Below are 22,826 nucleotides of genomic sequence, written 5' to 3'. Positions count from 1 at the left end.
CGGGTGGCGCTCGCCCGGTGCGCGCAGGCTAGGTTGCCGGGATGAGCCTCCTCGATGACGTGGCCGAGCGCGACGGCTGGCGGTGCTGGGTGTGCGACGAACCGGTCGACCCCGGGATGTCGGTGAACGACTCGCGGGGGCCGAGCGTGGACAGCCGGACCGCCGACCGGAAGGCCAAGGTCGCCGAACGGCTCGCGCACCGCGGCTGCAACACCCGCAAGGGCGCGGTCACCGCGGTGATCCCCTGGCCGGACCACCTGCACGTCGCCGACCCCGCGCCGCTGATCACCGTCGCCGGGAGGCTGGAGCGCAAGGGCGGGCGCGAGGTGGTGGCCCGCTGCCCGACCGAGCGCGACGCCCGGGACGCCGCGGAATGGCTGGTGGACCGCTTCTCCCGACTGACCCCGGGCCTGCCGGTGACCGCCGCCGTCGACGCGGGCGGCGGCCAGTTCCTCGTCATCCTGGCCACCGCCCGCCGCTGAGCGGGCACCGGGCACCACCGATCCGAGCACCGCCCACCGAAGCCCCACCCGCCCGACCGGGCGCGCCCTCGCGTCGAGCCGGACCACCGCCCCATCGGAACCGGGTCGTTCCCCCATGGTTCAACCAGTGTGCGCGGGCTGTTCCCGCGCACGTCGGCGCCCTGGAACGCGGCCCGACGAGGCTTCTCGCCACCCCACCGGCAGAGAGGCACCTTCATGGCGGAGAACCGAGTCGGACGGCGCGCACTGCTCCAGGCCGCGGTCGTGGCGCCCGCTGCCGCGATGGCACCCGCGGTGCTCGCGCCGGTCGCGCACGGCGACGAGCGCGGGACGGCCCGACCCGACACCGCCGACCCCCGCTTCACGATCGCCGTGCTGCCGGACACCCAGTACCTGCTCGACGAGGGCGGCTCCGACCCCGAGCCGGTGCGCGTGGCGTTGCGCGAGGTGGCGCGCCGGCGTGACGCGAACGTCGTCTTCCTGACCCACCTGGGAGACGTGACCGAGCACGGCACGGAGACCGAGGTGCGGCTGGCCGACTCGGTGTTCACCGACGGCGTCCCCTACAGCGTGCTGGCGGGCAACCACGACGTGCCGGGCAACACCGACGACCGGCGCGGGCCGACGCCCTTCTCCAGGGTGTTCGGGCCGGAGCGGTTCCGCCGCATGCCGACCTTCGGCGGGTTCGCGCCGGACGGCTACAACAGCTACCACGTCCTGCGCGCCGGCGGGCGGCAGTGGCTGGTGCTCGCGCTGGACTGGCGGGTGTCGGACCAGGGGATCGAGTGGGCGCAGACCGTGCTGGACCGGCACCGGTCGCTGCCCACCATCCTCACCACGCACGACCTCGTCGCCGGCAGCCCGGACGCGCGGCTCTCCGCGCACGGCAGCCACTTGTGGGACAACCTGATCCGCCGCAACGACCAGGTCTTCCTCACCCTCAACGGGCACTACTGGCCGTCCGGCCGCACCACCCTGGTCAACGACCACGGCCACGACGTGCACCTGCACCTGACCAACTACCAGGACCGCTACTACGGCGGCGCGGGCATGGTCCGGTTCTACACGTTCGACCTCACCCGCGGCGTCATCGACGTGGAGACGTTCTCGCCGTGGCTGCTCGCCCGCGACGGCGACAGCCTGCCGGAGGCCGAGACCGCGCGGCTGACCGGCGACGCCGACCGGTTCACCGTGGAGATCGACTTCCGGGAGCGGTTCGCGGGCTTCGCGCCGCCCGTCGTGCCGCCGGCGCGTCCGGCGAGCGCCGTCGTCACGCGGGACACGGTGGCGTACTGGCGGTTCGACGCGGCCGGGTTCCCGGCGGGGGACGGTCCCGTGCCGGCGGGCGCGGTGGCCCGGGACCTCACCGGCCGGGGCAACGACCTCACCGTCACGCGGCTGCACGGGAGCGGCCCGGACGTGCTGACCTGGTCGGCCGAGCACCACGACGGCCAGCCCGCGCACGCGAGCCTGCGCTTCGACGGCGGCAAGGACCCCGACCGCGGCGCGGTGCTGCGCACGTCCGACACCGCACCGCTCAACGCCATGCGGTTCGAGGCGGGCTACACCATCGAGACGTTCTTCAAGCTCCCCGACCCGCTCGTCGGCGACCACGCGTGGATGGGCCTGCTCAGCTGGGAAGGCCGCGCCGGGGACGCCGGCAAGACCAGCGGCTGGTCCGACGACGAGCCGACGTGCAGCCTCAACCTGTCCGGCGAGCGGTTCCTGCAGTTCGTGGTCTACCCGGTGCCCGTCGACGCCGACCCCACGTCCTGGAGCCACGCCGTGCCGGTCGGGCGGTGGACGCACGTCGCCGTGGTCAACGACGGCCGCCGCACCACGATGTACGTCGACGGCGCGAAGATCGCCCGCAACGCCGCCGAGGAGTCACGCGGCATCTCGACGCTCGGCAGGCCGTTCGCGCTCGGGGGCACCCAGTTCGCGCTGCGCTACGGCCAGGGCTTCCACGGCTGGATCGGCGACACGCGGATCACCGCGAAGGCCCTGCGGCCCGACCGGTTCCTGACCGCCGAACGGTGATCGTCACCGAGGAGCGCGCGCCCGCGGCGGCCCGGCACGCACGTCAGGCCATGGCTCCGAGGCCGGCGCCCACCGGGAACACCAGGCCTTGGTCCCGGAGCCACGTCTCCAACCGTTGCGCGAAGTACGCGTGCCCGTCTTCGAGAGGATGACCACCGGGGCCGAACTCGAACCCACCCGACGTCGACCCGCCGAACGACGTGCCGCCCCTGCGGAGCGCGTCCCCGTAGACCGACGTGGGATCGAGCTGACGGCACAGCTCGACGGCTTCGCCCGGCAGCTTCGACGGCAGGAGGTCCCACGCGAAGGTGTACCTGGCCACCGCCCCGCGCGAGCGGAGGTACGAGTCCAGCAGGACCCAGTCGGTCAGCAGGGTGATCGTGCCGCCCTCCCGGGTCCACATGGACCGGAAGTGCTCGTCGGCGGCGCCGTCGTCGTCCGCCAGGTTCCACGGTCCCAGGCGGTACCAGTCGGTCTCGTGCGGCAGGTCCGGGCGATCCACCCGATCGCGCCGGTGGTACTCGCCCCGGTTGACGCCGGTCCACATGCACACCACCAGGGTCTCCCCGACCGGCACGCCGAACTCGCGGCACACCCGGTCGAGGTTGCCGACCGTGGTCCGGACCGTCCGGCGGTTCGAACCACCGCCGCAGGCCAGGTTCGCGACCGGGACGCCCAGGCGGGCGGCGAGCACCGCCGGCCACGCGCCCGTCCCACGATCGCGCAGCTCCTGACCGGCGGTGAAGCTGCACCCGTTCGCCACCAGCAACCTGATCACGGTGTCACCCCACCCGGATCAGCCGTGGGCGCGGTGGGCGAGGACGTGCTCGGGGAAGGTCAGCCCCTGGTCCCTGAGCCACGCTTCGAGCAGGGTCGCGTAGTACGCGTGGCCGGCCTCCAAGGGGTGCCTGCCGGGGCCGAACTCGAACTTCTTCCGCGTCACGCCGTTGATCGAGTTGCCCTTGCTGCCGATCTCGTTGCCGTAGACCGACGTCGGCTCCAGCTGACGGGACAGCTCGACGGCCTCGCCCGGCAGCTTCGACGGCAGGACGTTCCACGCGAAGGTGTACCGGGGCACCGCGCCGCGCAAGCGGAGGTACGAGTCCAGCAGGACCCAGTCGGTCAGCAGGTTGATGGTGCCGCCCTCCTCGCTCAACATGGACCGGAAGTGGGCGTTGGACGCGCCGTCGTCCTCCTCGAAGTTCCACGGACCCAGGCGCTTCCAGTCCGTCTCGTACGGCAGGTCCGGGCGGCCCACCCGGTCACGCCGGCGCCGGACGTGGTACTCGCTCCGGTAGACGCACGTCCACATGCACATCACCAGCGTCTCCTCGACCGGCACGCCGAACTCGCGGCACACCCGGTCGAGGTTGCCGACCGTGGTCCGGACGATCCGGCGGTTCGAGCTCCCGTCACCGGCCAGGTTCGCGACCGGGATGCCCAGGCGGGCGGCGAGCACGGCGGGCCACGCGCTCGTGCCGGGATCACGCAGTTCCTGGCCGCGCGTGCAGCTGCAGCCGTTGGCCACGAGGAGTCCGATCATGACGGTCACAGCACCTTGATCCCCTCGCGCCGGCCGAACGCCGACGCGTGCTCCCAGGAGTTCACCAGCGGTTCGCCCCGCGAGTTCAGGCTCGTGTTGAGCAACATCGGGCAGCCGGTCTCCAGCTCCCACTCGTGCAGCACGCGGTACAGCAGCGGGTGCTGGTCGCGGGTCACCGTCTGCACGCGGCTGGTGCCGTCGGCGTGCACGATCGCCGGGAACCTCCCCGGTTCCCGGCACCGGGCCGTGAACTGCATGTAGGGCGTCGCCGGGATCGGCATCTCGAAGAACTCCGCCGCTCGTTCCTCCCGGATCACCGGCGCGAACGGGCGGAACTTCTCCCGCCCCTTCACCTCGTTGACACGGTCCTTCATCCGCTGGGTCCGGGGGTCGGCCAGGATCGACCGGTTGCCCAGCGCGCGGGGGCCGAACTCGGCGCGCCCGTTCGCCACCGCGAGGACCCCGTCCGCCTTGAGCTCCTCGACGACCTCGTGGGGGTCGAGCGTCCGCCGGATCTCGGTGCCCAGGTAGGGCCCGGGCCACGTCACCGGTTGCCGGGTGGTGGCCGCGACGGCGCCCAGGCTGGACCCGGCGTCGCCGGGGTTGGGGAAGATCCACACGCGGTCGAAGTCGCCGGTCGCGCAGATCCTGGAGTTGGCGACGCAGTTCAGCGCCACGCCGCCCATCAGCACCAGGTTGCGGCTGCCGGTCTCGCGGCGCGCCCACCGCGCCGCGCCCAGCAGCACCTCCTCGGTGACGGCCTGGACGCTGGCCGCGAGGTCCTCGGGCCGCGCGCCGGGCAGCCAGTCGCCGATGCCGCGGTGCACGTTGGCGCGCAGCCGGAAACCCGGTTCGTCGACCGCGATCCACTCGGCCCGCAGCCGGTCGGCGTGCCGGGGCGAGCCGAAGGCGGCCATGCCCATGGTGATGTGCTCGTCCTCGTTCGGGCGGAAGCCGCAGCGCCGGGTGAAGGCGCTGTAGAGCAGCCCGAGGCTGTGCGGGTAGCGACGGCGGAACAGCACGTCCAACCCGTCGCGCGCGGTGTACTTCGAGATGGTGAACGTGTCGAACTCGCCGATCGCGTCGGCGACGATGACCGCCGCGTCACCGAACCCGCTGGTGGCGACGCCGGCCATCGCGTGGGACTCGTGGTGGTGGGCGAACGAGATCTCCGGGAGCGGGAACGGCAGGCCCAGCGACCTCAGGTAGCGGCGCGGCGCGTCCTCCTTGGTCAGGGCGTCCTTCCACTGGCCGGCCGCCGCGTGCCGCAACTTCTTGAGGTACGGCCGCTCGTACCAGGAGATGGCCTGCGGCCTGCCGTGCGACAGCGCCTCGGCGACGAGGTCGGCGTGCAGGAGCGGGTCGTTCTTGACGCGCGAATAGCGTTCCGAGTGCCCGGCGAACAGGACTTCGCCGTCGTCCACCACGGCCAGCGACGCGTCGTGCGACAGCGCGGAGATGCCCCAGACCAGCACGGCGGCCCCTCACTTGTAGAGGTGCGGGTCGTTCTTCCTCGCGCGTCTCATGCGCATCCGCCAGGCGACCGCTCCGATTGCCCGCGACACGCGCCCCGCCAACCACCCGATTGCCCGCACTGATCCACTCCTCGCGACCGCGGCCAGGCGCCGACGTGGCCGATCAGGGCAATGCCACCCGATCACACGCGGCGCGATATTCGACCCCGTTCACGATTCACCGCCCATCCTGCGAAAGCCACTCGAGCCCACCTCTCGACACGCACTTCAACCAGAAGTGTGCGTTACGCGGAACGCAAGGTGACCGGAACCGGTTCAGGCGTTCCACCAGGAGAACCGCGCACCCGACCAAGGGCACACGTGTGAGGGACGGGACCGATTCGGGCTCCTGACCAGCCCAGTCGGCTCGATCCGGCACCTTCGGCGACGAACGTCCCGTCGCGACCAAGAGGTCCACTCCATCGTGCAATCCGACGAAGCAGAGCCGCTGGTAACCTCCGGAATCAGGCCCTCCCTGGTCGACTCGGTCCATCACGGCCGGACACCCGACCGGCATTCATCAGTGAAGGGACGACGCCACCGTGACCATCGACCGAATGGACCTGGCCGCCAAACTCTACCAACCGAGAATCTTTCCCACGGCTTTGGCAGTGGCCCGCGGCAGGCGCTCGCACAACCCGGTCGTGGTGGACCTCGATCCGACCACGTTCTGCGATTTGGCGTGCCCGGAATGCATCAGCGGGAAACTGCTCAACCAAGGCCGCTTCACCGCGGAGAGGTTGGTGGCCCTCGCCGGCGAACTGGTCGAGTTGGGCGTCGCGGCGGTGATCCTGATCGGCGGCGGCGAGCCGCTGGCCCACCGGGGCACCCGGGCGGTCATCCGCGCGCTGGGCGGGGCGGGCGTGGCGGTCGGCGTGGTCACCAACGGCACGATGATCGACCAGAACCTGGACGTGCTGGCCGAGCACGCCTCCTGGGTGCGGGTCTCGGTGGACGCCGCGACCAGCGGGACCTACCGGTCCTTCCGACCCGACCGGCGCGGCGGGAGCGCGTTCGACCGGGTGATCGGCAACATGCGCCGCCTCGCCGAGGTCAAGACCGGCGCGCTGGGCTACTCGTTCCTCGTGGTGGTGCGCCGGGAGGCCGACGGCACCGCGGTCTCCAACCACGGGGAGGTGCTGGCCGGCGCGGAGTTGGCGCACGACATCGGCTGCGACTACTTCGAGGTCAAGGCCATGTTCGACGAGCGGCACCACGTGGTCGGCGTCCCGGAGGAGGTGCTGGCCTCCGTGGAGGCCCAGATCGACCGGGCGAGGCGCCTGGAGAGCGACCGGTTCCAGGTCGTCAACTCCTCCACCTTGGACTCGTTGAGGAAGCACGAGGGGCCCGTCCAGCCGAAGGACTACCGGCGCTGCGGCGTGGCCGAGCTGCGGACCCTCGTCACGCCGTCGGGCGTGTACACGTGCCCCTACCACCGGGGGAACGAGGCCGCCAGGCTCGGGGACGCGGTGACCGACAGCCTCGTCGACATCTGGCGCGACTCCGACCGGGGCATCGTCGACCCCAGCCGGGACTGCGGTTTCCACTGCGCCCGGCACCGCTCCAACCTCGAACTCGCCGAGCTGGCGGCCGGCCGGGGTCGGGCCGTGCGCGACACCGACTACGACCTGTTCATCTGACGGCGGCCCGCCCGTCCGGCCGGAAGGATCAGCGCGAATGTCCACACTGGAGCGTTCCGCCGCGGACGGGCGGGTGCGCGCCGAGGCGCCGAGGGCGACGCGGGTCAACTCGTGGAACGGGTGGGACCCGCTGCGCCACGTCATCCTCGGCCGGGCCACCGGGACGGTGGTGCAGGCGCCCGAGCCCGCGGTGCGCCGCGACTTCCCCGAGGACGGCTTCCCGCTGGGCACGTGGGGCCCGATGCCCGAGGAGATGACGGCGGCGGCGAACGAGCAGCTCGACTCGTTCGCGGACCTGCTGACGTCGCGGGGCATCCGGGTGGACCGGCCCACCCCGCTGGACTTCACCCGGCCGGTGAGCACGCCGGACTGGGAGCAGGAGTCCATGTTCGGCTGCATGCCGCCGCGCGACGTGCTGCTCACCGTCGGCCACGAGGTCCTCGAAGCCACGATGTGCTACCGGAGCAGGTGGTTCGAGTACCTGTGCTACCGCCCCGTGCTCCAGTCGCTGTTCGAGAGCGACCCGGACATGCGGTGGGAGGCGGCGCCGAAGCCGCGGCTGACCGACGAGTCGTACGTGCCCGGGTTCTGGGACACCTACAACACCCTGGGCGTCGCCGAGCAGCTGGAGAGGGTCGCCGCGCACGACCTGGTGCTGACCGAGAAGGAGCCGCTGTTCGACGCCGCCGACGTCGCCCGCTTCGGCAAGGACCTGTTCGTGCAGCTGTCGCTGGTCACCAACCGGCAGGGCCACGAGTGGCTCAGGCGCCACTTCCCCGAGCACCGGGTGCACGCCATCACGTTCACCAACACCCACCCGCTGCACATCGACGCCACGTGGGTGCCGCTGCGCCCCGGCCTGGTGCTGCACAACGGTGAGCGCCCCGCCGAGCCGGAGCTGGTCAAGTACTTCGAGGTCAACGACTGGGAGGTGGTGGAGGCCGTCGCGCCGGTGAGCTGGCGGCACCGGATGAGGCTGTCGTTCTGCACCCCCTGGCTCGCGGTGAACATCCTGAACCTCGACCCGGGCACCTTGTGCGTCGAGGCCGAGGAGGTCCGGCTGGCCGATCAGCTCGTGGGGCTCGGCTTCGAGGTCGTGCCGGTGCCGTTCCGGGCGGTCGCGCCGTTCGGCGGCGGGTTGCACTGCGCCACGGTCGACGTGGAGCGCGACGGTGTGCTGGAGGACTACTTCCCCCGCCGCGCCGGACGGTTCTGACGAGGTGGCACGTGGTTCGCGGTGTCCTCTTCGACTTCCACGGCACGCTGGCGCGGTCGGTCGCGTGGGGCGTGCCGCACCGCGAAGTGCTCGAACGCCACGGGTTGCCCGAGGCCGGGCTCCGGTGGGACGACGGCTGGTCGGTGTGGCCGGCCGACGGCGAGGCGCACGAGGCGCACTCGCGCGACCGCGACTCCTACCGGGCCTGGGAGGTGGACCGGCTGCGGCGACGTGCCCGTGCCTGCGGCGTCCCGGCGGAGCGGGTGGAGGCGGTGGTCGCGGACCTGGACCGGGAGACCCGGGCGCTCAGGGTGCGGCGCTACGACGACGTCCTCGAAGCGCTGGCGCGGCTGAGCCGGCTGGGCGTGGTCTGCGCGGTCTGCTCCAACTGGTACTGGGAGCTCGACGAGGCGATCGAGCAGGCGGGGCTGGCCGGGGTGTTCGCCGCGGCGGTGAGCTCGGCGCGCGCCGGGTGGCGCAAGCCCGATCCCCGCATCTACCGGCGGACGTTGCGCGAGTGCGGTCTCCGGCCGGCCGAGGCGTTGTTCGTCGGCGACATGTGGGGACCGGACGTCCTGGGACCGCGCGCGGTGGGGATGCGCGCGGTGCACCTGTGGCGGCCGGAGCGCGCCGCGCGGCGGGAGGTGCCGCCGCCGCTGCCACCGGGCGTGTGGCGGGTCTCCGGTCTGTCCGAAGTGGTCGAGCTGGTCGAGGGGTTCACGTGCTGAGGCGGTCCAGGACGTTGCGGGTCACCCGGTCGACATTGGCGTCGAGGCCACGTCCCACGATCACCGGCCAGTCCGTGGTGGCGGCGGTGAAGACGGTGCCGTTGCGCGTGTGGACACCCATGGTCGCCGCACGGGGACCGGTCGTGGCCTCCCTCGGGACGCAGTTCCAGTGACCGGGCTTCGGGTGGTGGAAGTCGTCGTGCACGGGTTCGAGCACGGCGATGCCCAGGATGAGGAAGGACTCCGGCGTGCCGTCCGCGCCGGTCGGCCGAGCCACGCCGTGCTCGTCGAGGGTGTACGCGGCCCCGTCGCACTCGTAGCCGATCAGCGGCAGGCCCGCGCCGAGCCGGTCGGCGACGCCGCCGTCGGAGCCGTCGCGCAGCCCCGTGCCCTCGTACACCCAGTGGTCGGCGTGCTGCACCAGGAAGCCGGTGCGCGGCCGGTCGCCGGGCCAGTCACCCGGCCACATGCCGCCGTTGCGGAAGCTGACGCCGGTCAGGGCGTTCTCCGGCGCGCCGACGCCGTCGGGCCCGGGCGTCCACCACTGGTCGGTCGCCGGCAGGTGCGGGTGGACGCCGTCGACCTCGTGGTCGGTGTCGCAGACGAGCGCCGTGCCGCCGTCCGCCACGTGCACGCGCCACCAGCAGGTGTTCGCGCTGAAGAACGCCACGTTGCCGCCCGCGTCGACGAACGCCTCGACGTGCTCGCGCATCCGGGCGCTCCAGTACTCGTCGTGCCCGACGCTGAGCAGCAGCCGGTACGGCGAGAGCAGGCCGGGGTCCTCGTGCAGGTCGAGGTCCGTGCAGAACTCCACCCGGTAGCCCGCGCGTTCGAGCCACGCGATGAACGGGGCGTCCCAGTACGCCAGGTCGTCGACGCCACCGGGCCGGTGCGCGCTGACCTTGTGCCCACCGGGCACGTCGCCGTTCGCGGGGTCGTACACCGGGTTGTCGTACAGGCTGCTCGCCCGGTCGATCCCCGGCCCGTCCGAGCGGTTGTAGGCGTGGCGGGTGAAGCCGGCCTTCTTGTAGAGGATCGGCGCGGATCCCGGCACGCGCGGGCGGAGCACGAAGTACTCCCGGCCGAAGCCGCCGTGGTGCGCGTCGTCGTGGTGCTGTTCCCCGGTCGGGCGACCGTCGTCGTCGGTGATCGGCGCGGTGTCGGTGGCCGACTCCACGAAGAAGGCGACGTACACGCCCGGCCGCCACCCCGGCGGCACCGGGACCCGGTGGCCGGGCCAACCCCAGTCGACCGAGGGACAAGCGTGCTCGGGCACCCCATCGGGGTGCGGTGGCGGGGCCGCGAACACCCCGCGCAGCCATTCCGTGCTGCCGGCGTACTCGTTTTCCGCGCCGATCCGGTAGAAGTCCACCCGGAAGAAGGCCGCATCGGTTGAAACGTGCACGCCGAGCTCATCCCCGACGACGACGCTCTCCCGCTCGAAATAGCCCTCGATCACGTCGCCCCCGTTCGGAAGGAGTGCCCGATGCAGCGGGATCGTATCCCCGAACTGATGATCGGCATCGAAGGACTGGCCCTGCTGCGCACCGCCGTGGACCACGACGACGACTTCGTCGCGGCGAGGGTGGCGGAACTGAAGAAGCTCGTCGACTCCATCCCCGACGACGAATCCGCCGGCAAACGGCTCACCGAACTGGACGTGGCGAACGGGTACGCGTTCACGGCGCACACCTACGACGCCGATCCCCACTTCCTCCTCTCGGCGGAAGAGCCCGCCGTGCGGCGACTGCTGGCCGACGTGCCACCCGGACGCGCCCTGGACGCCGCCTGCGGCACCGGCAGGCACACCGCGACCCTGGTCCGCCTCGGGCACGACGTCATCGGGATCGACCAGTCACCGCAGATGCTGGACCTGGCCGCGGCCAAGGTGGCGCGGGCCCGGTTCGAGCTCGGCGACCTGGAGCACCTGCCGCTGCCCGACGCCTCGGTCGACCTCGTGGTCTGCGGCCTGGCGCTGAGCCACCTGCCGGACATCACCGGCGCGATCGGCGAGTTCCGCCGGGTGCTGCGCCCGGGTGGTCGCCTGGTCGTCAGCGACCTGCACCCGGTCATGGTGCTGCTGCACGGGCAGTACGTGTGCGGGCACCGCTCGGGCGACCTGGTCTTCATGCGCAACCACCCGCGCCTGGTCAGCGACTACCTCACGGCGTTCGCGACCCACGGCCTCACCCTCCGGTCCTGCCAGGAGCCGCTGTTCGGCGGGCCGTTGCCGCCCGGTGGTTACGAGGAGCGGATCGCCGACGCCGCCAACGCCGCCTGGCACGGCGTGCCGGTCGCGATCGTGTGGGAGGTGGGAGCGGCGTGACCCCGCTGGTGAGCTGCCTGATGGTGACCAAGGACCGGCCGGCGCTGGCCGACCGCGCGATCAGGTGCTTCGCCGACCAGCGGTACACCGCGCGGGAGCTGGTCGTCGTCACCCAGGGCACGGCGGCGTATCGGGACCGGTTGCTGGCGTCGGTTCGCGCGCACGGGGTGGAACGAGTCGTGGTCGTCGAGGCCGATCCCGACGCGCGCCTGGGCCCGCTGCGCAACCTCTCCCTGGACGCGGCCTCGGGCGAACTGGTGTGCGTGTGGGACGACGACGATTGCAGCCACCCCGACCGGCTGGCGGTCCAGGTGGACGAGCTGATCAGGGACGGCGCCCACACGTCGTTCCTCAGCGATCACCTCCAGCTGTTCCAGCAGGACGGGGACCTGCACTGGATCGACTGGACCCGGCCCACGCCGCCCGCCGCGTACCCGTTGCTGCCCACCACGATGCTGATGACCCGCGACGCGCGGTTCCGCTACCCGGAGTCGGGTCGCAACGCGCACCTCGGCGAGGACTGGGCGTTGATGACCGAGCTGCACGAGAAGGTGCGCGTGCAGCACCTCGGCGGCCGGGGACACCTCTACCTGTACACCTACCACGGCCGGAACTGCTACCCCGTCGCGCACTACGCCAAGCTGCGCATCCGGTCGCGGCCCAACGCGGAGGTCGCGTCGCGGGAGTCCGACATCCGCGCGGTTATCGCCTACTACGCCGTCCCGTCCCCCGTGCTGGTGCACGGCAGCGACGGCCCGGTGTTCTCGATCTGAGCGGAGGAGGAGCCGATGCCGCCGACGGTGGTCGACCACGACGGCAGGCCCGACCTGTGGCACCGCATCCCGGCGCTGTTCGACGGGGTCTGGCCGGAGTACAACGTCCACGGTGAGGTGATGGCCGGGTACTGGGAGCGGCTGCACTTGGTCTTCGGCCGGTTCCAGCTCGCCCTCGTCGACCCGGACACCGACGACGTGTCGGCCACCGCGCGCGGCATCCCGCTGGTGTGGGACGGCACCGCGGCGGGCCTCGGCCCGGGGATCGACGCGGCGGTCCAGGCCGGTTTCGCCGCCCACGACGCCGGGGTCGCCACGAACGCCCTCTGCGCGCTCGGGATCGAGGTCGCGCCCCGCCACCGGGGGAAGGGCCTGTCGACGGTGGCGCTGCGGGCCCTGTGCAGCGCCGCGCGACGAGCCGGGCTCGCCCACGTGGTCGTCCCGCTCAGGCCGACCCTCAAGGAGCTCTACCCGCTCGTGCCGATCGAGCGCTACGCCTCGTGGACGGCCTCGGACGGCACGCCGTTCGACCCGTGGATCCGCACGCACGTCCGCTGCGGCGGCGTGCTGTCCGCGCCCGCGCCCCGCTCGTCGCTGATCACGGGCACGGTGGCCGAGTGGGAGGCCTGGACCGGGATCGCCTTCCCCGACAGCGGCGACTACGTGTTCCCCCACGGGCTCGCGCTGCTGCACGTCGACCGGCGGCAGGACCAGGGCGTCTACTGGGAGCCGAACGTCTGGGTCGTGCACGACGTGGCGGCCGGCCGATGAGCGCCGGGCCGCGCCTCGTCGCCGCACGCGGCCGGCCGCCGCGCGAGGTCGTGCTGACCGGATCGGTGATCACCCATCCCGCTCGCGGTGACGCGGCGGCGCGGGTCGCCGCCCAGGCCCCGCCGGGGTTGCTCACCGTCGTCACCGACCCGGACCCGACCGGCCCCCCGACGGCCCTGCGCACCACGCTCGCCGCGTGGGAGTCCGTCCCTGCCTCCTCGACGCACCACCTCGTCGTGCAGGACGACATGCTCCTGGCCGGAGGTGCGATCGAGCGGCTGGTGCACGCCATCGGCGTCGCGCCGGACGCCGCCCTGGCCCTGTACTCGATGTGGGACTCCCGCAACGGGGCCGCGGTGCGGCTGGGCGCGTTGACCGGGGCGGGGTGGGTGAGCGCGGTCAACGAGTACACCCCCACCGGGGCCCTCGTCCTGCCCCGAGCGGTGGCCGCGGGTTTCGCCGACGACCTGCGCCGGCGTCCCTCGACCTGGCCGGACGACATCCTGATGAGCAGGTACCTGCGCCGCGAGGGCGTGCGGTGCCTCATCGCCGTGCCGACCCTGGCGCAGCACGAGGACGTGCCGAGCATCGCGGGCAACGCGTTCCGCGGGCTCCGGCGCTCACCGTGCTACCTGCCCGTCGTCCGCCCCGGACCGCGGCGCGTCGACGTCGACGTGCCGGGCGCGGTGCCGTTCTTCAAGAACGGCGTCGCCCAGTGCGTCGTCCACACCGAGTCGGGTCGGTGGCTGCACCTGGAGACCGCGGACCACCTGGTCGGCCTCGGTGTCCCGGAACACCACCTGCGGCCGGCGGCGGACGTGGAACTGGACGACGTCGACCCCGCGGTGGTGCGCGGCACGTGGCTCACCGCGTTCGCGCTCGGGATGCTGACCGCCGGCAGGTGCGGTGACGCCGATCCGGACGTGGCGCGGGAGGCGTTGCGCACCATCGCCCCGGGAGGGACGAGCCAGGAGCCCGGTGGTGAGCTGTCCGTGGAGGCGTGCGACCGGTTGGCCGTGCTCGCGGAACTCGCCCTGCGCACCGGTCGCGAGACCGCGCCGCGTCCACGCCGGAGCTCCGGCGGGATCACCTTGGTGGCGTCCGGGGGTGCGTTGGCCGAGCACGTCGAGCGCACGCTGACCGACCTGGGGCACGTGGTGACCGCGGTGGGAGGGCGCGCTCCGCGTCGCGGCGACGTCGTGCTCGACCTGACGACCGACGGCTGCCCGCTGCTGCGGCACGGCTCACGCGCGCCACTGCGCATCGGCCCGGTCGACCTCTACGGTCCCGGCTGTGGACCGGACTCGACCGTCGGGGCGCTCGTGTGGGCGGCGCTGCGGTCCGAGCCGATCCGGATCGCCGCCGGCTCACCAGCCGTCGTGCGACCGCTGCACGTGCGGGAACTGGTCGAACAGGTGCACGCCATCGCGTGCGGGACCGCCGAGGGGTTCCCCGCGCCGCCCGGGTACCCGATCGAGGTGCTGGCCGGGATCGTCGCGCGGGCCGTTCGACCGGTGCCCGTCCACGACACCAGGACCACGCGTCCGCCCGCGTCCGTCGAACGGGACCCGGACGTGGGCCTCCGGTGGCGCCTGCACCACTTCGCGCAGTGGCTCGCCTACGAGTTCGACGGCGCCGAGCCGGTGACGATCACCCGCACGTCCGGGTGATCGTCGCGGTAGGCCTCGCGCAGCGCGCCCGCGAGGGACTCGGCGTCCCCGGTCGGGCACACCCCGACCAACGCGCCACCGCCACCCGCGCCGCTGACCTTCAGGGGCAGGCCGGTGGTCCGCCGGGCGGTGGCGCGCAGGCGTTCCAGCAGCGGGGTCGACATGCCCTGCACGTCCCGCATCGCGCGGTGGGCGGCGGTCATGGCCGTGCCCAACGCCGCCAGGTCACGTCCGCGGATCGCCTCCCACGCCAAGGCGGACGCCGCGTCCGCCCGGTGCGCGTACTCCGCGAGCGCGGGGTCGCCGGCGTGGTGCTGGGCCCGGACCGACCTGATGTGGTCGGGCGTCGACTTCGGCGTCCGCGAATCGACCACGACGACGGCCCACCGCGGCGGGAAGTCCGCGTGGTCGAGGACTTCGGGCAGCCCGGCGGCCCGGCCCGCGGACAGCGTCGCGCCGCCCAGGGCGATGGCCACCTGGTCCATGCCACCACCGTGGCAGAAGGCGAACTCGTACTCGTACGCCCACCGGACCAGGGTGCCGCGCGGGATCGACCGCGCCGAGGGCACGGCCGTGGCGAAGGCCTGGAACAGGGCGAGGATCAGCGCGCTGGACGAGGACAGGCCGCTGGCGGAAGGGGCCTCGCTCGACACGGCCACCGGCGGCGGCCGGCGCGGGAGCCCGCCGACGTGCCGACCGAGGAAGGACCAGACGCCGGTGGTCCACTCCTCCGGGGCCCGCCCGCCCGTCGACGCGGCCGGGTCCACCTCGACGGTGGTGCGCAGGTCGAGCGCGACGCACACGGACCGGCCACCCACCCAGTCGAGGTCCTCGCCGGACAGGCACGCGCGCACGGGGCACGACGCGGTGATCGTTCGCAGGTCTGCCACCCGGTTCTCCTCCTCCGTCGGGACGACCACCGCCCGGACCGCTACGGGCACCACACCCGCTGCTCCGCGCTGCCGACCAGCCTGCCGAGCCGCCACGCGAACCGGCACACCCAGCGCCCGCGCTCGGGCGAGGCGAGGGCCGGGGCGCGCCGGACGAGCCGGAACCAGTCCGCCAGCGCCCTGGCCGTCCCGCCCGCGCGCATCCCGTGCGCGCGGAAGTCCTTGAGCAGCTTCGCGTCGGCTCGCCCGTAGGCCACCTGCTGCCTGGCGAGCGACCACAGCCGGTCGCGCATCCGGTAGCGCATCACCGCGTCCGGCGCGAAGGCCACGGAGCAGCCCATCAGCTGGGCCCGCACGCTGAACTCCACGTCGTCCCCGCCGCCACCGGTGTAGCTCTCGTCGAACCCGCCCAAGGCCCGGAACACCTCGGTCCGCACACCCAGGTTCGCGCCCACCGCGTAGGGCAGGAAGCTCATGACGACCGGCAGCCGGTCGGTGGGGTGGGGCGAGCGGGACGTGCGGACGCGCTCGCTGTTCAGCGCGGTGGTGTCGAGGTACCCGCCGACCACGTCCGCCCTCGACGCGGCCCGCGCCAGGGCGGCGAGCCACCCGGTGGTCGCCGCGTCGTCCGCGTCGCAGTACGCCAGCAGCTCGCCGTGCGCCGCCCGAGCGCCCGCGTTGCGCGCGCCGTTGATCCCGGGCGGCTCGTGGCGCACCACCCGCAGGTCCGGCAGCCGGTGCGCCCACCGGGCCACGACGTCGGCCGTCCCGTCCGTGGACCCGTTGTCCACGACCACCACTTCCCACGGCCCCTCGTGGTCCTGTTCGGACAGGGCGGCCAGCTGGCCCGCCACGACGGCCGCCGCGTTGCGCGCGGGCACGATCACGCTGACGGGAGGTGCGAGAGCGGATCTCGACGCCATGGAGCACCACCGCTCTCGGAGAGTGGGTGGACCGGAATTGCCGACGGCACCGGAAAAGTACTGCGGCGCCGGTCGACGCGGCAAGGCGATGCCCCGGGAATGGCCCGGAAGTGCCCTCGAACGGGATCGACGGCCGCGACGGTAGGTAATCGCGGCCGAGCGGTGCACGGCACGTCACCGCGCGACCGACACGATGGTGGCTTTCTTTTACCTCCTGACGGGGAATTGAGCGGCGTCGATGGCAGAACCCATACTGGCACCACCACACGAGAGAAATGTCGCCCATTCCATTCCGGCGCGACCGCGGGACCCAGGTGGAGGGCGAGGAAATGACCGAGGTCGTGCAGCGGACGGCGGACTACGAGTTCGAGCTGCCGCCGGCGCTGGTCGCGCAGGAACCGCCCGAGGCCCGGGGCGGCGACCGCACCGACGCCCGCCTGGCCGTGCTGCACCGCGAAAGCGGGCAGGTGGAGCACCGCCACTTCTCGGACCTGGGCGAGTACCTGCGGGCCGGGGACGTCCTGGTGCTCAACAACGCGCGCGTGGTCCCGTCGTTGCTCGAAGGGGTCGACGCGGACGGCGAGCCGGTGGCGGTGAGCCTGCACTCCCCCGTCGAGGACGGCACGTGGCACTGCCTCGTCGCGCCCACCGCGGCGTGCGCGCCGGGAGCCGAGTTCCGCCTGGGCGGCGACGGCGACATCACGGTCCGGCTCCTGCACGAGGCCGACGCCGGCGTGTGGCGGGCGGCGGTCGACCCGCCCGACGCCGAGTCGTTGCAGCGGGCGGCCGAGATGATCTGCCCCGGCTACCTCGACCGCGCGCCGCTGGACCCGGAGCAGTACCAGACGGTCTACGCCTCCCGGCCCGGCGCGGTGCTGCTCCCCTCGGCGGGCCGCCACTTCACCGCGGACATGCTCGACGGCCTGCGCGCCGCCGGGGTGGCGGTGGCGGAGGTGACCCTCTACCTGGCGGCCCGGAGCCGGTACTTCGTGCGGATGATGGTGCGCCGCAAGGCGGTGCGCGACGGCCTGCCGGTGCGCGAGGACCTCGACGACCCGCCCACCGGGTTCGACCTGCCCCGGGCGGAGCGCTACGAGGTGTCGGTCGACACCGCCGACCTGGTCAACCGGTGCCGACGTGACGGCGGGCGGGTCGTCGTCTGCGGCACGTCGGCGATGCGCACCCTGGAGACGGTCGCCGACAGCCGGGGGCGGCTGTGGCCCCAGACCGGGTTCACCCAGCTCACGATCATGCCGGGGCACGTGTTCCGGGCCTGTGACGCGTTCATGACCAACCTGCACCGGCCGAGGAGCTCCGAACTGCTGCTCACCGCGGCGTTCGCCGGTCGGGAGACCCTGCTGACGGCCTACCGGGACGACATCATCGCCAACGGCTACCTGTTCCACGAGTTCGGCGACTCCATGCTGATCGTCTGACCGCCGAGGGGAACGCGACCGTGATCGTCGACGACGTCGCCCGCGATCGGACACCGGACGGCTGGCGGCTGTCGGCGGCGGTGGACTCGGCCCTGACGCCGGACGGCGAACGCCTGCACTTCACGGTGCACGGCGCCGAGCCGGAGTGGCTGCCGCCGGTGGGCGACGCCTTCCTCGCCGCGCTGATGATGCCCGCGATGGCGCTGAAGGAGGACGTGCGCGTCCACGCCCCGGTCTCACGCCGCCTGTTCCGGTCGGCGTCCACCATCACCGACATCTACACCGCGTGGTGGCCGCACCTGCACCCGGTCGACCTGCGTGCGCCCGTCGCCACGCATGGGGCCGGCGACGCGGTCGGGCTGTTCTTCACCGCCGGGGTGGACTCGTTCTACAGCCTGCTCAAGGACGTCGCCCGGTCCGCGGCACCGGACTGGGAGCCGGTGACCCACCTGCTGTTCGCCAACTTCGAGCGGAAGACGGGCGCCTGGCACGAACGCCTGCTGGCGAGGCTGCGGCACGTGGCGGCGCGCACGGGCAAGCAGCTGCTCGTGATCGACACCAACGTCCGGTCGCTGTGCGAGCCCACCGCGTTCTGGCCGGAGTACCACGGCGCGGCGCTGGCCTCGGTCGCGTTGAGCCTGCAGGGCCTGCTGGGACGCTGCCTGATCGCCTCCAGCGACCAGTACCGGCACCTGCCGCCCCTGGGCTCGCACCCCCTGCTGGACCACCTGTTCTCCACCGAGGGACTGGAGATCGTCCACGACGGCGCCGAGGCGACCCGCGCCGAGAAGGTCATCCGGTTGGCGGGCGAGGGCGACCTGGCCCTGGACAACCTCTGCGTCTGCTGGAAGAGCGAGCCCGGCCACAACTGCGGGCACTGCCAGAAGTGCGTGGGCACGATGGTCGCGCTCGAACTCGCGGGCGCGTCCGGGCGGTGCGCGACCCTGCCGACGGCGTTGGACCTGGAGCTGGTCGGCGCGGTGCCGATGCCCGACGAGCCCGGCCGCGTCACGATGCGCTCGCTGGTGCGGGACGCCGAGAACCGGGGACGGCAGGACATCGCCGACGCGCTGCGGGACGGGTTGCGTCGCGCGGGTGATCCCCCGCAGGTGGGCAGTTGACCGCGCAGACCGTCCGGCCGGTTCCCGAACGGCGTCGAGCGGAGCTGCGGAGCGAGATCACGCGGGTCCTCTCGACGCTGCTCGCGCCCGGCACGCGGTGCGCGCTGGTGGACTTCCCCTTGCACGCCAACGTCGGCGACAGCGCCATCTGGACGGGCGAGCGCACGCTGTTGCGCGAGCTGGGCGTGTCGGTGGCGTACACCTGCCACGAGCGGTCGTTCCGGCCGGAGGACCTGCTGACCGCCGTGCCCGAGGGCGTGATCCTGCTGCACGGCGGCGGCAACCTCGGCGACCTGTGGCCCGAGCGCCAGCGCTTCCGGGAGCACGTCGTCCGGTCCTTCCCCCGGCACCGGATCGTGCAACTGCCCCAGTCGATCTGCTTCCGCGACGACGGGAACCTCCGCCGGGCGCGGGAAGTCCTCGACGCCCACCCCGACCTCACCCTGCTGGTGCGCGACCGGCACAGCCTCCGGTCGGCCCGCACCCACTTCGCCGCGCCCAGCCTGCTGTGCCCCGACCCGGCCTTCGCGCTGGCCGCGCCCGCCACGACGGGCCACCGGGCGCACGACGTGGTGTGGCTGGCCCGGACCGATCACGAGGCCAGCGGACTCCCCTTGCCCGCGCCACGCGGCAGGGCGCTGCACACCGACTGGACGGACGACCTCGGCGCGGCCCCGGACTGGCGGCTGCGGCGGGAGGCCGCCGGACGACGACTGCGAGCCGCCGTGCACAGGCGTTTCCACCCGGGTGCGGCGGCGGCCGTGACCGCCGCCCACGACGAGCTCGCGGCGCTCCAGCTGGCCCGGGGGTTCGCCCTGCTGGCCGGCGGCGACGTCGTGATCACCGACCGCCTGCACGGGCACCTGCTGAGCCTGGTGCTCGACCGGCCCCACGTGCTGCTGGCCGATCGCCACGGCAAGCTGGAGAACAGCTGGCGCACCTGGACCAGCGGCTGGCCCGGCGTGCGCTGGGCCGGCAGCCCGGCCGAAGCCGTCGAGCAGGCACGCGCCCTCGCCCCGACCGACCGGGAACGACCTCCGTGATCCGGCCGGACGACCGGTCGCCATCCGGGCGCGCCGTGCCCGAGCCGCGCCGGGAATCCCACGCCCGCCGGAAATTCCCTGGTCGACCGCTGTCGCCAGGGTGATACTCGTCGACCATGACGAGCGACGACCTCGCCGGACGAGCACCGGTCAACCACGCGTTGCGGCGGGTCCTGGACCGGGTCGGCGGGCCGGAACTCGTGGACCTGCTGGCGGAGGAGCTCTCCGGCGCGGACCTGACCACGCTGCTGCTGGAGGTGTTCCGGCGGCGAGCGGACCGGCTCACGCCGGCCGAGGTGATGCGGCGGTACCGCGGCGATCGGTTCGTGGCGCCCGCGGCGACCGACTTCGCCGCGCTGCGCCGGGCCGAGGACGCCTTGCTGTCCGCGCTGCCCGACGACTTCGAGGTCCTGGTGCTCGCCCCCGTCGTGCCGCTGGCGGCGCACTCGGCGGTCGCGACCGTCGACCCGCGCAAGGTGATCGCCACCGTCCGGGGCAGCGAGGTCGCCGCCGACCCCACGAACGCGTTGGCGCTGGAGGCGTCCGCGCGCCGCTCCCGGGCGCTGGCCGCCGATCCCCGGTCGTCCGTGCCCGTCAGGCTGGCGGCCACCCAGCGGGTGACCCGCGCCCAGCACTTCGACGGACCCGGGATGCTGGCGCACTTCCAGCTCTTCGGCCTGGTGACCGCCGGCCGCGACACCGGCAACCACGCGTTCGAACACCGGCACCTGACCGAGCACCTGCGGTTCGCCGCCCGGGCGACGGCCGAGGCGGGCGGGCGGCACACCGAGATCCGGCTCACCCGCCTGGACGACGCGACCGGCCCGGTGGTCGACCGGGTGCGCGAGGACCTGGCCGACCTGCCGGGCGTCGACGTGCTCGACGATCCCGACCGGACGACCGGGCGCGGCTACTACACCGGCGTGTGCTTCAAGGTCGGCACGACCATCGCCGGCCGACGGCTGGAGGTCGCCGACGGGGGCTTCGTCGACTGGAGCCGACTCCTCACCGGCAACCGCAAGGAACGCCTGATCATCAGCGGGCTCGGTGTCGACCGACTCGCCGAAACCCGGGACCGGTAGCGCGACCTCCGTCAGCGGTGCGCGGTCCGACGTGCTCCGCCGCCACCCGGGCTCCGGCGGGTCGATCGCCTCACGGCCGCTGGTCGTCGACCCAGCCGCGCTCGACCGCCCACTCGCCCGTGAGGTCCTCGGCGGCGGGCAGCGTGAGGAGCGAGACGGCGGACAGGACGACGACGAACCCGGCCGAAACGGCCCACGCGCGAGGACGGGTTCCCGGCCGGCGGTCCTCCGCCCTCAACGCCCACGACGCCACGGCGAGCACCAGGAACATCAACGGCGGCGCCCACGACTCCGGGCCGTCGCCCAGTGCCAGGTGCGACACCACGCCGCCGCCCCACAGGAAGCAGACTCCGGCGTACGCCCATTCCTTGAGCAGCCGGAACCCGGGCGCCGCGATCGCCACCGCCGCACCGAACTGGCAGACGCCGAGGACCTGGGCGAAGTAGTCCGGGTACCCGAGGTGGGCCAACTGCGCGTCGATCCAGTCGATCGTCAGCAGGTTCCACGCCGACCCGGCGATCAGCTCGAAGACGATGACGAAGGTGGCGAGCCGGAAGGCGATGGGACGCAGCCGGTTCCGGCCGGTCGGTGCGGCGGCGGCGGCGGTGGTGGTCGCGTGCGGTCGGCTTTCGGTCATGTGGGTTCGCATCAGGGTTTCCTGTCGGTTCGGGTCGGCTGCCGCTACCGGCTGATCCGGCGGGGCACCGTCAGCGTGAGGAGCTTGTCGGGGTTGCGGACGACGTAGACGTTGGTGATCACCTCGTCGGTGATCTCGATCAGGAACACGCCCTCCAGCCGGTCGCCCCGGTGGACGACCAGCGCGGGCGCGTTGTTGCAGGTGGCCCTCTCGATCCGCAGGCCCGGTGTCGCCCGGCCCTTGTGGAAGAGGCTCACCAGGTGCGCCGCCACCGCCTCCGCGCCGACCACCGGCCGGCGTGCCGCGCGCGTCTTGCCGCCGCCGTCGGCGGTGAAGGTGGCGTCCTCCGCGAGCACGGCGAGCAGCCCGCGCACGTCACCCGTGCCGGCCGCGGCCATGAACTGCTCGGTGATCCGGGCGGTGGTCGCGGTGTCGGCGGGTTCGAAGCGCCTGCGCCGCGCCTGCACGTGCTTGCGGGCGCGGTGCGCCGCCTGGCGCACGGTCGCCACGGGCTTGCCCACCGCGGCGGCGATGTCGTTGTGGGAGAAGCCGAACACCTCGCGCAGCACGAACACCACGCGTTCGTCGGGCGCGAGGGTTTCGAGCACCACGAGCATCGCCATGGACACGGACTCGGCGAGCACGACGTCGGCCGACGCGTCGTGCTCGTCGAGCAGCACGGGCTCGGGCAGCCACGGGCCGACGTAGTCCTCACGCCGCCGTGCGCTCGCCCGCAACGCGTTGAGCGCCTGCCGGGTCACCAGCCGCGCCAGGTACGACTTGGTGTCCCGCACCGCCGCCAGGTCCACCTCGGCCCACCGCAGGTAGCTGTCCTGCAGCACGTCGTCGGACTCGGTCGCCGAGCCGAGCACCTCGTAGGCGATGGTGAACAGCAGTGGCCGCAACAGGGTGAACCGCTCGGCGTGCTCGTCGGTGGTCATGGCGACGTGACTCCCGCGTCGTTCGACGTGCTGTGCTCGGGCATGCCTCC

Annotated in this window: 21 protein-coding genes; 13 read left to right on the top strand and 8 right to left on the bottom strand. The window is 73.1% G+C overall.

The genetic code is table 11. The annotated features are described in order from the left end of the window. Positions 1-41 precede the first annotated feature (41 nt). Positions 42-482: a hypothetical protein gene (locus ABTZ99_RS18540; RefSeq protein WP_498775334.1), complete on the top strand. Its 441-nt coding sequence runs from the start codon at positions 42-44 to the stop codon at positions 480-482. Between the two features lie 216 nt (positions 483-698). Further along, positions 699-2,522: a LamG-like jellyroll fold domain-containing protein gene (locus ABTZ99_RS18535; protein ID WP_498775336.1), complete on the top strand. Its 1,824-nt coding sequence runs from the start codon at positions 699-701 to the stop codon at positions 2,520-2,522. 43 nt (positions 2,523-2,565) lie between these two features. On the opposite strand, the gene ABTZ99_RS18530 is transcribed toward ABTZ99_RS18535, so the two are convergent. The 3 genes from ABTZ99_RS18530 to ABTZ99_RS18520 are packed head-to-tail and all read right to left on the bottom strand — an operon-like array spanning position 2,566 to position 5,540. Continuing rightward, the gene (locus tag ABTZ99_RS18530) at positions 2,566-3,300 is read right to left on the bottom strand and encodes a DUF6071 family protein (protein WP_499612511.1); all 735 of its coding nucleotides are present in this window, start codon (positions 3,298-3,300) and stop codon (positions 2,566-2,568) included. A gap of 18 nt (positions 3,301-3,318) precedes the next feature. Further along, positions 3,319-4,065 carry a DUF6071 family protein gene (locus tag ABTZ99_RS18525; RefSeq protein WP_499612509.1) on the bottom strand — a complete coding sequence of 249 codons (747 nt, stop codon included), beginning with the start codon at positions 4,063-4,065 and terminating at the stop codon, positions 3,319-3,321. 5 nt (positions 4,066-4,070) lie between these two features. Continuing rightward, positions 4,071-5,540: a carbamoyltransferase family protein gene (locus ABTZ99_RS18520; RefSeq protein WP_499612507.1), complete on the bottom strand. Its 1,470-nt coding sequence runs from the start codon at positions 5,538-5,540 to the stop codon at positions 4,071-4,073. Positions 5,541-6,190: 650 nt separating this feature from the next. Here ABTZ99_RS18520 and ABTZ99_RS18515 point away from each other — a divergent pair. From ABTZ99_RS18515 to ABTZ99_RS18505, 3 genes are read left to right on the top strand one after another with little or no spacing between them, the layout of a single operon-like run. After that, positions 6,191-7,219: a radical SAM protein gene (locus ABTZ99_RS18515; protein ID WP_498775344.1), complete on the top strand. Its 1,029-nt coding sequence runs from the start codon at positions 6,191-6,193 to the stop codon at positions 7,217-7,219. 37 nt (positions 7,220-7,256) lie between these two features. Then, on the top strand, positions 7,257-8,435 hold the full coding sequence (locus tag ABTZ99_RS18510; protein ID WP_498775347.1) for a glycine amidinotransferase: 1,179 nt from the start codon (positions 7,257-7,259) through the stop codon (positions 8,433-8,435). A gap of 11 nt (positions 8,436-8,446) precedes the next feature. Continuing rightward, on the top strand, positions 8,447-9,163 hold the full coding sequence (locus tag ABTZ99_RS18505) for an HAD family hydrolase (protein ID WP_498775349.1): 717 nt from the start codon (positions 8,447-8,449) through the stop codon (positions 9,161-9,163). On the opposite strand, the gene ABTZ99_RS18500 is transcribed toward ABTZ99_RS18505, so the two are convergent. Then, positions 9,153-10,622, bottom strand: coding sequence for a N,N-dimethylformamidase beta subunit family domain-containing protein (locus tag ABTZ99_RS18500; RefSeq protein WP_499612504.1), 1,470 nt, complete (start codon positions 10,620-10,622; stop codon positions 9,153-9,155). The genes ABTZ99_RS18505 and ABTZ99_RS18500 overlap by 11 nt on opposite strands. A gap of 27 nt (positions 10,623-10,649) precedes the next feature. Here ABTZ99_RS18500 and ABTZ99_RS18495 point away from each other — a divergent pair, with 27 nt between their 5' ends. The 4 genes from ABTZ99_RS18495 to ABTZ99_RS18480 are packed head-to-tail and all read left to right on the top strand — an operon-like array spanning position 10,650 to position 14,703. Beyond that, on the top strand, positions 10,650-11,489 hold the full coding sequence (locus ABTZ99_RS18495; RefSeq protein WP_499612503.1) for a class I SAM-dependent methyltransferase: 840 nt from the start codon (positions 10,650-10,652) through the stop codon (positions 11,487-11,489). Beyond that, positions 11,486-12,262 (top strand): glycosyltransferase family 2 protein, encoded by a 777-nt coding sequence (locus ABTZ99_RS18490; RefSeq protein WP_499612501.1) that lies wholly within the window; start codon positions 11,486-11,488, stop codon positions 12,260-12,262. The genes ABTZ99_RS18495 and ABTZ99_RS18490 overlap by 4 nt, the downstream gene beginning before the upstream one ends. A gap of 15 nt (positions 12,263-12,277) precedes the next feature. Beyond that, positions 12,278-13,033 (top strand): GNAT family N-acetyltransferase, encoded by a 756-nt coding sequence (locus ABTZ99_RS18485; RefSeq protein WP_499612499.1) that lies wholly within the window; start codon positions 12,278-12,280, stop codon positions 13,031-13,033. After that, positions 13,030-14,703, top strand: coding sequence for a hypothetical protein (locus tag ABTZ99_RS18480; RefSeq protein WP_498775359.1), 1,674 nt, complete (start codon positions 13,030-13,032; stop codon positions 14,701-14,703). Before ABTZ99_RS18485 ends, ABTZ99_RS18480 begins: the two co-directional genes overlap by 4 nt. On the opposite strand, the gene ABTZ99_RS18475 is transcribed toward ABTZ99_RS18480, so the two are convergent. Both ABTZ99_RS18475 and ABTZ99_RS18470 read right to left on the bottom strand, forming a co-directional pair. Further along, a complete protein-coding gene (locus ABTZ99_RS18475) occupies positions 14,652-15,593 on the bottom strand; it encodes a GHMP family kinase ATP-binding protein (RefSeq protein ID WP_499612497.1) in 942 nt (313 codons plus the stop codon). The two genes, ABTZ99_RS18480 and ABTZ99_RS18475, sit on opposite strands and share 52 nt — an antisense overlap. Before the next feature lie 41 nt (positions 15,594-15,634). Beyond that, positions 15,635-16,516 carry a glycosyltransferase family 2 protein gene (locus ABTZ99_RS18470; protein ID WP_499612495.1) on the bottom strand — a complete coding sequence of 294 codons (882 nt, stop codon included), beginning with the start codon at positions 16,514-16,516 and terminating at the stop codon, positions 15,635-15,637. Between the two features lie 329 nt (positions 16,517-16,845). Here ABTZ99_RS18470 and ABTZ99_RS18465 point away from each other — a divergent pair, with 329 nt between their 5' ends. From ABTZ99_RS18465 to ABTZ99_RS18450, 4 genes are all read left to right on the top strand, one after another. Then, positions 16,846-17,952: an S-adenosylmethionine:tRNA ribosyltransferase-isomerase gene (locus tag ABTZ99_RS18465; RefSeq protein WP_498775365.1), complete on the top strand. Its 1,107-nt coding sequence runs from the start codon at positions 16,846-16,848 to the stop codon at positions 17,950-17,952. A gap of 20 nt (positions 17,953-17,972) precedes the next feature. Then, positions 17,973-19,073, top strand: a complete 1,101-nt coding sequence (locus ABTZ99_RS18460; RefSeq protein ID WP_498775368.1) for a hypothetical protein — start codon at positions 17,973-17,975, stop codon at positions 19,071-19,073. Further along, positions 19,070-20,116 (top strand): polysaccharide pyruvyl transferase family protein, encoded by a 1,047-nt coding sequence (locus tag ABTZ99_RS18455; protein WP_499612492.1) that lies wholly within the window; start codon positions 19,070-19,072, stop codon positions 20,114-20,116. Before ABTZ99_RS18460 ends, ABTZ99_RS18455 begins: the two co-directional genes overlap by 4 nt. A gap of 116 nt (positions 20,117-20,232) precedes the next feature. Then, a complete protein-coding gene (locus ABTZ99_RS18450) occupies positions 20,233-21,198 on the top strand; it encodes a hypothetical protein (protein WP_499612490.1) in 966 nt (321 codons plus the stop codon). A gap of 70 nt (positions 21,199-21,268) precedes the next feature. Here the strand turns inward: ABTZ99_RS18450 and ABTZ99_RS18445 are convergent, their stop codons facing one another. Then, positions 21,269-21,835 carry a DoxX family protein gene (locus ABTZ99_RS18445; protein WP_499612488.1) on the bottom strand — a complete coding sequence of 189 codons (567 nt, stop codon included), beginning with the start codon at positions 21,833-21,835 and terminating at the stop codon, positions 21,269-21,271. A gap of 44 nt (positions 21,836-21,879) precedes the next feature. Continuing rightward, positions 21,880-22,776 carry an RNA polymerase sigma factor SigJ gene (gene sigJ, locus ABTZ99_RS18440; RefSeq protein WP_499612486.1) on the bottom strand — a complete coding sequence of 299 codons (897 nt, stop codon included), beginning with the start codon at positions 22,774-22,776 and terminating at the stop codon, positions 21,880-21,882. Between the last annotated feature and the right edge of the window lie 50 nt (positions 22,777-22,826).

Origin of the sequence: Actinosynnema sp. NPDC002837, assembly GCF_040295345.1 — a bacterium.
GTDB lineage: Bacteria > Actinomycetota > Actinomycetes > Mycobacteriales > Pseudonocardiaceae > Actinosynnema.
Note: the sequence above shows the minus strand (reverse complement) of the source record. Positions and strands in the feature narration are given on the sequence as shown.

Coding starts and splice junctions, on each gene's coding strand:
- ABTZ99_RS18465 (WP_498775365.1), top strand. CDS start 16,846: ATGACCGAGGTCGTGCAGCGGACGGCGGACTACGAGTTCGAGCTGCCG.
- sigJ (WP_499612486.1), bottom strand. CDS start 22,776: ATGACCACCGACGAGCACGCCGAGCGGTTCACCCTGTTGCGGCCACTG.
- ABTZ99_RS18525 (WP_499612509.1), bottom strand. CDS start 4,065: ATGATCGGACTCCTCGTGGCCAACGGCTGCAGCTGCACGCGCGGCCAG.
- ABTZ99_RS18535 (WP_498775336.1), top strand. CDS start 699: ATGGCGGAGAACCGAGTCGGACGGCGCGCACTGCTCCAGGCCGCGGTC.
- ABTZ99_RS18485 (WP_499612499.1), top strand. CDS start 12,278: ATGCCGCCGACGGTGGTCGACCACGACGGCAGGCCCGACCTGTGGCAC.
- ABTZ99_RS18495 (WP_499612503.1), top strand. CDS start 10,650: ATGCAGCGGGATCGTATCCCCGAACTGATGATCGGCATCGAAGGACTG.
- ABTZ99_RS18540 (WP_498775334.1), top strand. CDS start 42: ATGAGCCTCCTCGATGACGTGGCCGAGCGCGACGGCTGGCGGTGCTGG.
- ABTZ99_RS18510 (WP_498775347.1), top strand. CDS start 7,257: ATGTCCACACTGGAGCGTTCCGCCGCGGACGGGCGGGTGCGCGCCGAG.
- ABTZ99_RS18480 (WP_498775359.1), top strand. CDS start 13,030: ATGAGCGCCGGGCCGCGCCTCGTCGCCGCACGCGGCCGGCCGCCGCGC.
- ABTZ99_RS18450 (WP_499612490.1), top strand. CDS start 20,233: ATGACGAGCGACGACCTCGCCGGACGAGCACCGGTCAACCACGCGTTG.
- ABTZ99_RS18445 (WP_499612488.1), bottom strand. CDS start 21,835: ATGACCGAAAGCCGACCGCACGCGACCACCACCGCCGCCGCCGCCGCA.
- ABTZ99_RS18470 (WP_499612495.1), bottom strand. CDS start 16,516: ATGGCGTCGAGATCCGCTCTCGCACCTCCCGTCAGCGTGATCGTGCCC.